Origin of the sequence: Streptomyces sp. NPDC006259, from assembly GCF_042870975.1 — a bacterium.
Lineage (GTDB): Bacteria > Actinomycetota > Actinomycetes > Streptomycetales > Streptomycetaceae > Streptomyces.
This window is the reverse complement of sequence record NZ_JBIAHY010000003.1, coordinates 733,809-747,310: the sequence shown is the minus strand read 5'-3', so window position 1 is coordinate 747,310 and position 13,502 is coordinate 733,809. Positions and strand designations below refer to the sequence as shown.

The window sequence follows — 13,502 nt, the reverse complement described above, 5'->3', positions numbered from 1 at the left end:
GCCTCCACCGCCCGGCCGGCCGGTGGGGGTTCGGCCCGCATGCCCCGCCCGGCCGGAGGCCGGTCAGCCCCTCCGGGCCTCGCCCTCCGCGGCCAGTTCCTTGGCGAGTGCCTCACGGAGTTCCGTGTAGGTCGGGGCGAGTCGCCGCAACCCCGCCTCGAGGGCGGCGTCGTCCTCCGTGATCAGCGGGAGCTGCAGGGCCCCGAGGATCCGGGCCTGCCGGGTCAGCACCTCGGCCGGGCCGGCGTGTCCCAGCCCCGCCAGGCAGACGGCCGCGTCGGACAGCCGCCGCGTCCCGGCCCGCACGGAGAACCGCGCCATCATGCCCCGGATGTCCTCGTCGAGCCCCTGGGCCACCAGATCGGCGAGCCGCTCCAGACCGGCCCCGCCGCCGAGCGACTCGGGGGACATCCCTGCGGGGACCCCGCTCTCGCACGCCTCCAGCAGGCGCACGGCACCCGGCAGCGAGGCGCGCAGCGCCTGCGCCGCGGTGGTGTCGCGGATCTGGGTGAACCGGGAGCGCAGGACGAACGGCCTTTCCACGTAGTCGATCTCCTCGGCGCGCCATGCCGTCAGGAAGTCGGACATCGGCAGTGTCGCCCACGGGTGGCCGTGCGGATCGTGGAAGACGACGGTGTCCGCGTCGACCTCCACGACCAGAACGTAGTGGTCGGCGCCGACCGCGGTGCCGGAGCCGGGCTCCTGCCACAGCAGGCCCATCTCCAACGGGCCCACCAGGACGGGCCCTTCGGCCGCCGCTTCCCGCAGCCGGTGCTCCGCGTCGGCGGCCGTGTCGCCGTCACTGCGCAGGCACGCGAAGCCGAGCAGGTCGAGCGCCGCGGTGAGCCCGGTCTCCGGATCCCAGCCGAACGGATCGAAGAACGGCAGGGTCCCGTTGATGAGCTGGAATCCGAAGGGTGACCCGGTGAGCACCTCCAGCACCCCCGAACCCGGCGAGTCCGAGCCCAGAGCCATCGAGAGCGAATCGGAGAAGCAGTAGGGACCGGAGCCGGTGTAGGGGAACAACAGAACCTCATTACTCACGACGGAACCGCGGCGACGCACCCACTCTAAGTGCCTTTCGACGTAGGCCTCCCCCTAGCCGGAGGCCCTCCCGTCGCCCCCAGTCAGCTCAGAGACACGCCCCCATCTGAAGGGACCTGAACGTGCACGCTTTCATCATGGCCGGCGGCAAAGGCATCAGGCTCCGGCCGTACACCACGGCCCTGCCCAAGCCGCTCGTCCCCATCGGCGACCAGCACGCGATCCTGGAGATCGTGATGCGCCAGCTGGCCGCGTCGGGATTCAGCGAGGTCACCCTCGCCATCGGGCACCTGGGCCACATCATCCGCGCCTACGTCGGCGACGGCACCCAGTGGGGGCTGGACGTCCAGTACGCGGTCGAGGAGAGTCCGCTCGGCACGCTCGGCCCCCTCGTGATGATGAAGGACCGGCTTCCGGAGCACTTCCTCGTCATGAACGGCGACGTCCTCACCTCGCTGGACTACCGGGCGGTCCTGACGACCCACCGCGCCGGGAACGCACCGTTGACCATCGCCACCCACGCTCGCCAGGTCAGCATCGACTTCGGGGTGCTGACGACCACCGACGGCCGGGTCACGGGGTTCCGGGAGAAGCCTCAGCTGGCCTACCAGGTGTCGATGGGGGTCTACGGGCTCAGCCGGGCGACGCTCGACCCGTACACCCCCGGCCTCCCGCTGGGTTTCGACGAGTTGGTCCTCGACCTCCTGGAGCGCGGCACGCCCCCGACGTCGTACGAGTTCGACGGCTACTGGATGGACATCGGCCGCCCCGAGGAGTACGACCGCGCCAACAACGAGTTCCCGGCCTACCGGGACATGCTGCTGGGCAACTGAGCCACGCGCGCTCCGCGTGGGGCGACCGCGCATGCCGGCCGGCGGCCGAGGACCGGCACACCGCCCCCTTCGCCCGCGACCGATGACAGGGGGTGGAGCGCCGGGCCCCTCGGCCGCCGGCCGTCCTCACCCGTGCCCGGCACGTCTCAGGCCTCGCGGACGACGGCGGCGTCGGCTCGATCGGCGCCTCCCGAGGACAGGCGTGGTCACCATGGCTCCGGGGGGCCGGACGGCGGGTGGGAGCGAAGGCGGGTCAGCTGCTTCACTTCGATGACGGTCGCGACGGCGCGCAGCCAGGTGGCCGCCGTGTCGTCGGCGGCGATCCCGCCCACGAGTTCGGTGCCGGCCCGCAGCCACTCCCGTACGAGGTCGGCCGCCTCGCGGCGGGGCAGGGGCTCGGGCAGCTCCGCGGCGTGGGTGAGTCCGCCGGCGCGCACGGTGTCGGCGAGGAAGGCGACCGAGCGCGGTTCGGTGCCGAGGCGGTCGAGGACGACGGCCGCGGCCGCGGCGCCGTCGCCGAACAGGGCGGTGCGCCGGGGGCCGGGCTCGGCGGTAAGGCCGTATCGCAGCAGGACGGTGACGTCGAGCCGGGCCAGCTCGTCGTCCGTGCGGGCGGGCGGGTGCGGGGCGGCGTCGTTCATGGCGGGGCCTCGGGTGTCTCGTCTCATCCGACTGGTCCGCTGCGGCTCAGTCGACGGTGACGGTGTAGGTGATGCGCTCGGGGGCCTGGGCGGGTGGGGCGCCGCTCGCGGTCGGGGTGGCGGCGGGGCCGGTCGTCTCGGGGGGCCGGGTGGAGGTGTTCCCCTCGCAGGTGGTGAACGTGCAGTGCAGCAGCGTGAACCGGGTGGTCCCCCTGCCCTTGGCCTCGAAGGTGAAGATGAGTTCGCGGCCGGCACCGGGCAGCGGTTCGCCGCCGGAGTCCGACGCGTGCTCCTGGCCGCGGCTGACCAGCACCGAACGGTCGGGCCCGGGGTCGACCAGGTACCAGTACTCGCGGGTCGAGTCGTTCTGGTCGACGGTGAGGGTGAAGCGCTCGCCCGGCCGGGCGGTGATGCTGGTGTCCTCCAGCGGGTGGTTCGTCGGGCCGCTCGCGGTGCTCGTGGCACGGCTCGCGGTGTTCGCGGAGCCGTCGGCCGATGCGTCGGTGTCCGGGCCGCAGCCCGTGGCGAGAGCGAGGAGCGCGGCCGCCGCGATCGCGGCACCGCCCCTGCTACCGCGGAAGATAGACGCTGTACGCATTGGGGAGATCACTCTTGGAAGCCTTGCCCATGTGGCCGTTGATGAAGTCGTCCTCGCTGACCCAGGTGGTCGAGCCCCAGGGGTTGTACACCTGGAGCATGTCACCCTCCTGGGCGATGATCGTCATGGCGTGCGCGCCCTTCTGGCCCGACACGTCGACGGGCACCGGATGCCCCTGCGCCACCGACCTCTCGACCTCGGTGAGGACCGCCCTGCGGTCGGCGTCGCTGTTCAGGTCCTGGCGCTCGTAGTCACTGCCGGTGGCGCTGCCGACGGCGGTGTCGTTGATCCGCTCCTGCCCCTCGGGTCCCATGCCGCCCCAGTTCTCGCCGCCTTCGCCCTCGGTGTGCAGCCGGTGCTGTTCGGCCACCAGGCGCTGCTTGAAGGCGTTGGGGTCGTCCTGCTGCCCGTCGGGGCCGCCGGTGAGGTCGAGCGCGTAGAGCGGGTCGACCATGGCGCGGGACGTGACGGTGGACGAGGCCACGCACGTGCCCTCGGAGCCGTCGCCGCCCTGGACCCACCGCTGGCCGTCGAAGGTGGCGTAGTCCTTGTTGTTGTTGGAGCCGTCCGGCGCCAGGCCCTCGTCCTCCATGCTGTCCGCGGCGGTGACCACCGGGGTGAGGTGCCGGCGCAGCCAGTCGGGGTCCTTGCCGTGGATCTTGTTCTGGAACGTCTCGATCTCGGCGACACCGTGGCCGGCGGCCAAAGCCTTCATCAGGTAGGCCCGCTCCTGCGGGCTGTCCGACTTCGCCAGCATCCGCTCCATGGCCGTCTCGTCGTCGAGGCTCAGCAGGTCCATGCGCGTCGACGCGCGCGCCAGGTCGTCGGCCGTGAGGATCTCGTTCAGCTCGGTGTCGGCGCCCGCGACGCCGGTGTCGGCGAGCATCAGCTTGTCGACGGCGGTGAGTTCGCTGGTCTCCAGCTTTCCGGCCCGTGCCTCGGCGGCCCACTTGTTCAGGTCCCGGGCCGCGACGCGGGTGGCCTCCTGCGCGTCGGAGACGGCCGTGTGCATCAGGTCGACCGCGGAGGAGCCGAAGTGGGCGGCGTTCTGGCGGTCCCACTCCTCCTCGTCGTTCTCGTGGAGGTCGTCGAAGAACCCGTCCTTGCCGCCGAGGGTCTTCTTCTGCTCCAGCAGTTGTCCGCGGCCCTGCTCGTCCTTGCGCTGCGCGGCGGCGATCGCGTCGGCCAGCGTCAGCAGCACCGACGCGGAACCCAGGAAGGCCTCGCTCATCTGGGTCACGGACCGGCCGGCGGCGTTCACCACCTCGGAGGCGAGAACGGCGGTGTCACCGACCCAGACCTCCGGAAGACCCTTGCGGCCCACCCGGTCGACCTGGTCGAAGATGCTGCCGACCTGGTCGACCTGGCCGCGGTACAGCCTTGCCAGACCCTCCAGCAGGGCCTGGTCGCCGCCCGGTCCGGGCACCGAGAGGGCGTTGTCGATCAGGTCGAGGAGTTCGTTCTTGCTTCCGGCACCGAGCATCTTCTTGGACAGCCCGGCGAGCCATGTGAGGCGGAAGGTAGGCGAGTCGAGGGGGGAGGAGAAGAACGACACCGGCCGGTTCCTCAGTAACCCGACAGGGCCGAGACGCGTCCGCCCTGCGTCGATGTGTCGGTGAGGCTGCTCGTGCCGCCGACGGAGACGCCGCCCACGCCCGTCTCCACCAGGCCGTCGGTGCCGTGGTAGGTCTTCTTGGCCAACTGCACCTTGCCACCGAGTTCGTGCAGGGCCGACGCCAGTGTCTTGGCCTCCGCCTCCCAGGCCTTGACGAACGCGTTCAGCGCCGACGCGGCGTCGTCGCCGCCGACTTCGGCGTACGAGTAGCTCGTGCGGGACTTGACGGCCGAGCCGACGCCGTCCATGTCCGTGCCGGCGTCGTCGAGTTGCTGGGCCTGTCCGGTCATACCTGCCTTGACCTGGTAGCCGTCCGAGCCCACCGTGTCTCCCCCGTACGCGTTCGATCGTGACCGCGGGCAGGCTAACACGCACCGTTCGGACCAAGATCACACTCCGTCAGCCGCACGCACCTCCTCCACACCACCCGCCCACGGCACGCACGGGCGTGCGTGCGGGCGTGCGTGCGTGCGTGCGTGCGTGCGTTCCGGGTTGCCGAAGGGCGTCCGATGCGTCTCCGGCCCGATGCGTCTGCGGCCCGATGCGTCTGCGGCCCATACCCGCGCGCCCCACGCCGATCCGCCCAACAGGGGCCCACCCCACGCCCCCTCCGCCCCACACCGGTCCGCCCCAGGACCCGTCCGCCCCACACCGGCCCGCCCTTCGCGGGCCCGCCCCACATCCGCACGCCCTACGCCGGCCCGCCCCACACCCCTCCGCTCCACATCGGCCCGCCCCACGCCCCTCCGCCGCACACCCCTCCGCCCTACGCCCGTCCGCCCAACACCGTCCGCCCAACGCGGGCCCGCCCCACACCCGCACGCCCTACGCGGGCCCGCCCCACACCCGCACGCCCTACGCGGGCCCGCCCCACACCCGCACGCCCTACGCGGGCCCGCCCCACACCCGCACGCCCTACGCCGGTCCCCCCGGCAGGACCGGCAGGGCGGCCAGGCGGCGGTGCAGGTAGCCGCCGCCCCAGACGAGTTCGTCCAGCGGGACCGCCGGTGTCAGCCGGTGCCAGCGGCCGAGGACGGCGGTCAGGGCCACGGTGAGTTCCAGGCGGGCCAGCGCCGATCCGGGGCAGTAGTGCGGGCCCAGGCCGAAGCTCAGGTGGCGGCTCGCGGTGCTGCGGCCCGGGTCCAGCGTCCCGGGGTCGGCGTGGCAGCGGGGGTCGTGGTTGGCCGCCGCGACGGCCAGCAGGACGCCGCTGCCCGCCGGAACGACCGTGTCCCCGAACCGGATGTCCTCCAGAGCCACCCGCTTGGTGCTGAAGGGGCCGGGGGTGTCCCAGCGCAGCAACTCGTCCACCGCGCGCGGGATCCGCGACGGCTCGTCCCGCAGGGAGTTCCGCGCCCGCGGGTGGCCCAGCAGTGCCACCACGCTCATCCCGATCGCCTGCACCGTGCTGTCGAAGCCGGCCAGCAGCAGCATCGCCAGCAGGGAGGCCACCTCGTCCTCGGTCGCGCCGCCCTGCTCCCGCCAGGCCACGAGCACGCGGGAGACGACGTCGTCACCAGGGGCGGTGACGCGGAGGGCCATCGTCTCGCGGACGAAGGCGTCGATCCGGGCGACGCTCTCCTCGATCGCGCCGGCGGTGCACTTCGCCTTGTCCGCGAGGCGGGCCACGGGCTCGTAGAGTGCGGCCCGCTCCTCCTCCGGCACCGCGAAGACCTCGCACAGCGACCGGAAGGCGAAGGGGCGCGCGAAGGCGTCCATCAGCTCGACCGGGCCCTGGCCGCGGGCCGCGTCGGCCGCGTCGAGGAGTTCGTCCGCGGCGCGCTCGATCCGCTCACGGTGGGCGGCCATGCGCGCCGGGGTCAGGGCCGGGGTCGCCAGGCGGCGGATCCGCGTGTGGTCGGGCGGGTCGTAGTTGACCAGCGTCACGTCGAGTGCGCGTCGGCGCACGCCGGGATCCGGAACGCGACCGCCGCTCAGCGAGAGCCGGGGGTCCAGGAATCCGGCCCGCACGTCCTCTGCACGGGTCACCAGCCACGCCGGCCGTCCGGCCGGCGTCCTGACCCGCGCCACCGGACAGGTCTCCCGGAACGCGGCGAGCGTCCTGTCCGGCCGGGCCAGGAACTCGGCCCCGAGCGGCTCCGGCAGCCGCTGTTCCCCGGCCGGCGCGGGCGCGCCGGTCCTGACGGCGGGTTCGGTGTCCATGCGCGGTCGTCCTCTCGCGGTCGCGGACTGTGCGGCGGCCACCGTAGGGACGGCCGGTTGCCCGCCGGTTCGCGCCCGACGCGATTCCGGTATGTCCGCGCCCCCGCCGGGCCGGCCCGCCGGCACGTCCACCGGGCGGATTCAGCGCGGGGCAACCGGTGCCGAACCGGTGCCGAACCGCCTGCTCCTAGCTTCCTGGCGGTCGGCGCACCGCCGTCGTCCGTCGTCCCGATCGCCCGTCGTATGGAGGACCAGCATGGCCGAGAACGTCGAGCCCCAGGAGACCCCCGCGGAGGAGACCCCCGAGGTGGTCGCGCACGCCGCGAGCAACGTCGCCTGGTGCGGAATCCACCAGGAGTCGGTCGACGAGCCCGAGGTGGTCGCGCACACCGCGGACAACGTCGCCTGGTGCGGTGTGCACCAGGAGTCGGTCGACGAGCCGGAGGTCGTCGCCCACTCCGAGGAGGGCGAGGACACCCCCTGGTGCGGCGTCCACCAGGAGCACAACGCCTGATCCGGTCCGACCGGCCGGTCCTCCCGGCCGCGGCGGCGCACGACGCCGTCGCGGCCGGGGTCCGCGCCGACCGCCCCTCCCCCGTCCTGCCATCCCCCCGACCCGGAGGTTGCCGTGTCCGGTACGCAGTCCGTCGCCGTCCCCTCCGCCGGAGCACGTCTGATCCGCGCCGACCGGGGGTGGTGGTTCCTGGGCGCCGGCGGATACGCGCTGATGCGGCCCGGCCAGGTGGAACCGGACGGCACCCTGCGGCCGTCGGCCGAACGCTATCTGCGCGAGGCGGGTCTCTACGACGTCCGGCCCTACACCTCGTACTCGCTCACCGTGCTGACCAGCACGGACTGCAACCTCGGCTGCGGCTACTGCTTCCAGAACACCGCGCAGGACCCCAAGGGCGGCAGCCGGCCGCCGCGGATCAGCCACGCCCGGCTGACCCCCGAAGCGGTCGGGCAGGTCCTGGACTTCACCCGCGAGCGCATGGACGCGGCGGGGCTGGACCGGCTGTCGCTGCTGCTGTTCGGCGGCGAGCCGCTGCTCAACCCGCGGGGCTGCCGCGACCTGCTCACGCGGGCGGGGGAACTGGGATCCCTCACCGCGTCGATGACGTCCAACGGCACCCTGCTCACCCCGCTGATCGCCAAGGAACTCAACGCGGCGGGTCTCGGCTCCGTGCAGGTCACCTTCGACGGCGACCGGGCCGACCACGACTCCATCCGGGTCAGGCGCTCCGGAGGCGGCACGTTCGACGTCATCGTCGCCAACATCGCGCGCGCCATCGAGAAGACGTCCCTGCGCTGGATGCTGCGGGTCAACGTCTCGCACCTGAACCGGCACGGCGTGGACGCGCTGGTGGAACACCTCGGCGCCCGGCTGGATCCGGCCCGCTGCGGCATCCACTTCGCCCGGGTCGGCGACGTCGGCGTCGGTTACGCGAACAACCTGCTGCACGAGGACGGCCTCGTCGAGGAGTTCGTCCGCTGGCACGCCCGAGCGCTGGAACTGGGCTTCACGGTGACCCGTCCCCGCGCCCACGTCCCCTGCCAGGCCTGCTCCTTCACCGACGGCCGCTACGGCGCGGTCATCAACGCCGACGGGGTCCTCGCCAGTTGCTGGGAGACCGCCGGCAAGCCCGGCATGGAGGTCGGCACCGTCGCCGACGGCTATCTGCCCGCCGAGCAGACGGAGGGCCGCTGGGTCAGCTGCCACGACCACTACCGATACGACGAGGAGGCGGCCGTCCGCGCCGTCTTCCAGGACCGGGTGGACGCAGGCGTACTGGACTGCCTCGACGCGGTCGGACGGCTGGGATGAGAGGCCGGACGGCCGGGGCGAAGGGTTCCCGCATTCTGCGCACGAACCCCGACTTCCGTCGCTACTGGCTCAGTTCGACGCTGTCCACCCTCGGATCCCAGCTGTCGCTGCTGGCCTTCCCGCTGCTCGTCCTGTCCATCGGCGGCAGCGCCGCCCAGGCCGGTACGGTCGCGACCCTGTCGCTGGTGACCAGGACCCTGCTGCGACTGCCCGCGGGCCATCTCGCCGACCGCCTCGACCGGCGGACCGTCATGGTCGGGGCCGACCTGGTGCGGCTGGTGGCGCTGTCCAGCATCCCCCTGGTGGCGGAACTGGGTGAGCTGGGCCAGGCCCAGCTGCTCTGCGTGGCCGCGGTGGAGGGCGCGGCCACCGCGCTCTTCGCCCCCGCGGCCACGATCGCCGTGCGCGACGTGGTGCCGCGCAAGGACCTCACCGACGCGCTGAGCCGCAGCCAGGCGGCCATGGCGTCGAGTTCGCTGATCGGCCCCTTCCTCGGCGGCTGGCTGTTCACCGTGGACCCGATCCTGCCGTTCGCGGCCGACGCGCTCTCCTACGGGGTGTCGGCCGTGCTGCTGCTGCGGATCGGCACCCGGCCCCCGCGGGAGGCCGCGGACGCCGAGCGCGACAACCGGCTCACGGCCGGGCTGCGCTGGCTCGCGCGCCAGCGGGCGCTGCCGGCCGCGCTGCTCTTCGCCGCGGGCATCAACGTCGTCTCGGCGGCGGCGCAGACGACGATGGTCGTCTCCCTGCGGCAGAGCGGCGCCGGCGGGACGGTGATCGGCGCGGTGATGGGCTGCGCGGGCGTCGGGGCGATGCTGGGCGCGGCCTCGGCGGCCTGGCTGATCAAGAGGATCTCCGCCGCCCGGCTGTTCCTCCTCATCGGCGCGGTGTGGGCGCTCGGTCTCGCCGTCTTCTCGTGGACCACGGACCCCTGGACGATCGGCCCGGTGCTGGTCGTGGTCGTCTTCTTCAGTCCGCCGGCGGGCATCGTGGTCGGCCGCGCGATACTCGTGCTCGCCCCGCGCGACCTGCTGGGCAGGGTCAGCACGGCGACGGGGCTGCTGATGGCCGGTCTCGCCTCCCTCGGACCGGTCCTGGCGGGCTTCTTCGTGGACTCCGTGGGGGCGAGCCGCACATGGCTGCTCCTCGCCTGTACGGCGGCGGTGGTCACGGTGGTGTCGTCGGTGCCGCTGCTGCGGGAGACCAGCCTGGACGACAACGACGCCGACGCCGACGCCGGCAACGACAGCGACAGCGACAGCGACAGCGACAAGGACGCCGACGCTGCCGACGAGGGCGGCGTCCCCTCCCCCGCCGGGGCGAGCCGTGCCGAGCGGACTGCGGACGAGCCGCAGGCCGGGCCGGCGGCCCCGGACGGCGCCGGGCGGGTGGGGCCGGTGGGGCTGGTCCCGGCTCCGGTGCCACGTCCGGGCACCGGCGGTCCCTGACCCCGGCCCGTCCCCGGCCCGTCCCCGGCCCGTCCCCGTCCCGCGCCCGATCCGTTCGTCATCCCTGGAGCGCCGCGATGACCGTGTCCCCGCCCCGCGACGCCGGGCCCACGCCGCCCCGGCCCCCCTACCCGGCCGCCCCCCGCAGCGGACCGGTGGAGATCGTGCACGGACGGCCGGTGAGGGATCCCTACCGCTGGCTGGAGGATCCGGGGGACCCGGCGACCGCCGCGTGGTGCGCCGCCCAGGACCTGCTCTACGCGGGGGAAGCGGCGCGCTGGCGGGGCCGGGAGGCGCTGCGCGGGCGGATGGCGGCGCTGCTCGCGGGCGGTGGCAGCGGCCCGCCGGTGCCGCGCGGCGGGCGGGAGTTCCACCTGCGCAGGGAGGCGGGGCGTGAACTCGCGGTGCTCGCCGTCCGGGAGGACGGCCGGACCCGCGTGCTCCTCGACCCGCTGGAGGCCGACCCGGCGGGAACCACGGTGCTCGACGCCTGGGAGCCGTCGTGGGAGGGCGACCTGGTGGCCGTACAGCTCTCCTCGGGCGGTACGGAGCACTCGGTGCTGCGTGTCCTGTCCACGGCGACCGGCGAGACGGTGGACGGGCCGGTGGACCGGGTCCGCCGTTCCCCGGTGGCGTGGCTGCCGGGCGGCCGGGCCTTCTACTACGTGCGCCGGCTGCCGCCGGGGCGGGTTCCCGGCGGGGCGGGCCGCCACCGCCGCGTGTATCTGCACGAGGTCGGCGCCCCGGCCGACCGCGACACGGAGATCTTCGGCGCCGGCCGGCCGGAGACCCAGTACTACACCGTGGCCACGTCGCCCGACGGCCGGCTCCTGGTCGTCGGTGCCAGTGAGGGCACCGCGCCGCGCAACGAGCTGTGGACCGCCGACCTGACCCGGGCCGCTCCGGACCGGCCCGGCCTGCGCCGCCTCCCGCACGGCGCCGACGCGCGCACCGTCGTCCGCCTGCGGCCGGGCGGCGGGCCGCTGCTGCTCCGGACGACCGCCGGTGCCCCGCGCGGCCGGATCGCCGCGGCCCCTCGCGACGCCACGGGCCCGGACCGGTGGCGCACCCTGGTCGGCGAGCGGCCGGACACCGTGCTGCAGGACTTCGCGGTCCTGGACGGCCCGGCGCTGGACCGGCCGCTGCTGGTGGTCGTACGGACCCGGCACGCGGTCGGCGAGGTGACCCTGCACGATGCCCGGACCGGCGCCCCGGCCGGCCTCGTGCGCCTTCCCGGACAGGGGACGGTCACTCGACTGACGGTTCGCCAGGAGGGCGGCCATGAGGCGTGGTTCGCGTACACCGACCATGTGACGCCCACCGTCGTCCTGCACTACGACGCCGTCACCGGGCGGCTGCGCCCCTGGCCGGACGGTCCGCCCGCCGTGCCCGCGGCCGAGGGCGTGAGCGTCACCCAGGAGGTCGCGCGGTCCCCCGACGGCACCGAGGTGCGCCTGTTCGTGATGTCCCCCACGGGCCGTCCCGACCGGCCCAGGCCTGCCGTCCTCACCGGCTACGGCGGCTTCGGCGCCTCGATGACCCCCGGCTTCACCCCGCAGGCCGTGCCCTGGGTGCGGGCGGGCGGCGTGTACGCGGTGGCCTGTGTGCGCGGTGGCGGCGAGGAGGGCGAGGCGTGGCACCGGGCCGGCCGCCGTGAGCACAAGCACAACACCTTCGACGACTTCGACGCCGCCGCCGACCATCTGCTCCGCGCCGGATGGGCCGCGCCGGGCCGGCTCGGCGTCCTCGGCAGCTCCAACGGCGGCCTGCTGGCCGCCACCGCGCTGACCCGCCGGCCGCGGACGTACGCGGCCGTCGTGTGCGCGGCACCCCTGCTCGACATGGTCCGCTACGAGCTGTCGGGGATGGGCGCGAGCTGGCGCGACGAGTACGGCAGCGCGCGGGACCCCGTCGAGTTCGCGCGGCTGCTCGCCTACTCCCCCTACCACCAAGTACGGGAGGGCACGCGCTACCCGGCCGTCCTGCTGGCCGTGTTCGACGGCGACACGCGCGTCGACCCCGCGCACGCCCGCAAGATGTGCGCCGCCCTGCAGTGGGCCGGCACGGGTGACGGGCCGGTCGTGCTGCGCACCGAGCGCGGCGTCGGCCACGGCACCCGCGGGGCGTCGCGCAGTGCCGGCCTCTACGCGGACGTGATGGCCTTCTTCGCCCACCACCTGGACCTCGACATGACGGGGGGCGGCCCGGCATGAGGGTGCTGCTGTGTCCGCTGAACGACCCGGGTTACCTGTACCCGGCGCTCGCGGTCGGCCGGGAGCTGCGTCGCCGCGCCCACGCGGTCACCGTCCTCGCGGGGCCGGGAGCCGCGCCCGCGGTCACCGCGGCGGGCCTGGGGGTGTCGGCCGTCACGGACGGCACGACGCTGTCGGTGGCGCACTGGACGGTCCGCGGGCACCGGCAGTACGACGCGGTGGCGCGGGCGGTCCGGCGGCTACGGCCCGACGTGCTGGTCACCTCCGTGCTCTGCCACGGTGCGCTGGTGGCCGCCGAGGCCGCCGACGTGCCGGTGGTGGTCCTCGGACTGGCGGCCCACCTGTGGCCCTACCGCTCCGCCGGGCGGGCGGACACGTGCGGCCGCGCGTGGCGGCTGACGGAGACCCTGAAGCACTACGGGACGGTCCGCGAACTGGCCGGTCTCGCCCCGCGGCGCGACCGGTTCGCGGACACCCCGCTGCTCGGCACCGCCTTCCTGCTGCGCGGACACCCCGTCATGGAGGTGCCCGACGCCGAACTGCCCCCGGCCGTACGGCATGTCGGCCCCTGCTGGTGGGAGCCGGAACCGCCGGCCGCGGAACCGCTGCCGGGTGACAAGCCCCTGGCGTACGTCCATCTGGGCCGTACGTTCGGCGGCACCAGCCTGTGGCCGCGCCTCAACGCGGCCTTCACCTCGGGCACGCACCGGGGCGTCGTGGAACTGGGACGCTCGGCCGCGCCCGAGGCCGCCGCGGGCGCCGACCTGATCGTGGGGCGCCGCCCCTGGATGGGTCCGCTGGTGGACCGCGCCGACCTCGTCCTGACCAATGCGACGTCCGCACCCGTGCTCGCCGCGCTCCTGCACGGCAAGCCACTGCTCGTCGCCCCCAACGGCTCGGAGCAGCGGGTCCTCGCCGCCGGCTGTCTGCGCGCCGGCGTCGCCCGCACGTTCCCGGAGCCCGGTGCCGGCGCCCGGGAGCTGCGCGCCGCGGTGGACGACATAGCCCGCGACCCCGAGGTGCGTGCGCGCGCGGTGGAGGTCGGCGGCCTGCTCGCCGACGGCAAGAGCGAGACGCGCGCCGCCGACGCCGTGGAAGCGGCCGCACGCTGAGGAGGGGCCC

Annotated in this window: 12 protein-coding genes; 6 read left to right on the top strand and 6 right to left on the bottom strand. The window is 74.4% G+C overall.

Annotation, left to right across the window (positions count from 1 at the left end; genetic code table 11):
* Positions 1-63 precede the first annotated feature (63 nt).
* On the bottom strand, positions 64-1,026 hold the full coding sequence (locus tag ACFYO5_RS14690) for a hypothetical protein (protein WP_388709251.1): 963 nt from the start codon (positions 1,024-1,026) through the stop codon (positions 64-66).
* Positions 1,027-1,166: 140 nt separating this feature from the next.
* Here ACFYO5_RS14690 and ACFYO5_RS14685 point away from each other — a divergent pair, with 140 nt between their 5' ends.
* Positions 1,167-1,877, top strand: a complete 711-nt coding sequence (locus tag ACFYO5_RS14685; RefSeq protein ID WP_388708483.1) for a sugar phosphate nucleotidyltransferase — start codon at positions 1,167-1,169, stop codon at positions 1,875-1,877.
* 206 nt (positions 1,878-2,083) lie between these two features.
* Here the strand turns inward: ACFYO5_RS14685 and ACFYO5_RS14680 are convergent, their stop codons facing one another.
* The 5 genes from ACFYO5_RS14680 to ACFYO5_RS14660 all read right to left on the bottom strand — a co-directional run bounded on the left by ACFYO5_RS14680 (position 2,084) and on the right by ACFYO5_RS14660 (position 6,894).
* Positions 2,084-2,518: a hypothetical protein gene (locus ACFYO5_RS14680; RefSeq protein ID WP_388708480.1), complete on the bottom strand. Its 435-nt coding sequence runs from the start codon at positions 2,516-2,518 to the stop codon at positions 2,084-2,086.
* Between the two features lie 46 nt (positions 2,519-2,564).
* Complete coding sequence (locus ACFYO5_RS14675; protein ID WP_388708477.1) at positions 2,565-3,116, bottom strand: protease inhibitor I42 family protein; 552 nt, start codon at positions 3,114-3,116, stop codon at positions 2,565-2,567.
* Entirely contained in the window at positions 3,088-4,671 is a 1,584-nt protein-coding gene (locus tag ACFYO5_RS14670) for a peptidoglycan-binding protein (protein ID WP_388708474.1), read from the bottom strand. The genes ACFYO5_RS14675 and ACFYO5_RS14670 overlap by 29 nt, the downstream gene beginning before the upstream one ends.
* Before the next feature lie 11 nt (positions 4,672-4,682).
* Positions 4,683-5,054 (bottom strand): hypothetical protein, encoded by a 372-nt coding sequence (locus ACFYO5_RS14665; protein WP_388708471.1) that lies wholly within the window; start codon positions 5,052-5,054, stop codon positions 4,683-4,685.
* 592 nt (positions 5,055-5,646) lie between these two features.
* Positions 5,647-6,894 carry a cytochrome P450 gene (locus ACFYO5_RS14660; protein WP_388708469.1) on the bottom strand — a complete coding sequence of 416 codons (1,248 nt, stop codon included), beginning with the start codon at positions 6,892-6,894 and terminating at the stop codon, positions 5,647-5,649.
* A gap of 256 nt (positions 6,895-7,150) precedes the next feature.
* On the opposite strand from ACFYO5_RS14660, the gene ACFYO5_RS14655 reads away from it, so the two are divergent.
* The 5 genes from ACFYO5_RS14655 to ACFYO5_RS14635 all read left to right on the top strand — a co-directional run bounded on the left by ACFYO5_RS14655 (position 7,151) and on the right by ACFYO5_RS14635 (position 13,492).
* Positions 7,151-7,408 carry a hypothetical protein gene (locus ACFYO5_RS14655; RefSeq protein WP_356566673.1) on the top strand — a complete coding sequence of 86 codons (258 nt, stop codon included), beginning with the start codon at positions 7,151-7,153 and terminating at the stop codon, positions 7,406-7,408.
* Positions 7,409-7,522: 114 nt separating this feature from the next.
* Complete coding sequence (locus ACFYO5_RS14650) at positions 7,523-8,719, top strand: radical SAM protein (RefSeq protein WP_356566671.1); 1,197 nt, start codon at positions 7,523-7,525, stop codon at positions 8,717-8,719.
* Positions 8,716-10,167 carry an MFS transporter gene (locus ACFYO5_RS14645; protein ID WP_388708466.1) on the top strand — a complete coding sequence of 484 codons (1,452 nt, stop codon included), beginning with the start codon at positions 8,716-8,718 and terminating at the stop codon, positions 10,165-10,167. The genes ACFYO5_RS14650 and ACFYO5_RS14645 overlap by 4 nt, the downstream gene beginning before the upstream one ends.
* Positions 10,168-10,244: 77 nt before the next feature.
* Positions 10,245-12,380: a prolyl oligopeptidase family protein gene (locus ACFYO5_RS14640; RefSeq protein WP_388708464.1), complete on the top strand. Its 2,136-nt coding sequence runs from the start codon at positions 10,245-10,247 to the stop codon at positions 12,378-12,380.
* The gene (locus ACFYO5_RS14635) at positions 12,377-13,492 is read left to right on the top strand and encodes a glycosyltransferase (protein WP_388708462.1); all 1,116 of its coding nucleotides are present in this window, start codon (positions 12,377-12,379) and stop codon (positions 13,490-13,492) included. The genes ACFYO5_RS14640 and ACFYO5_RS14635 overlap by 4 nt, the downstream gene beginning before the upstream one ends.
* Positions 13,493-13,502: the final 10 nt, after the last annotated feature.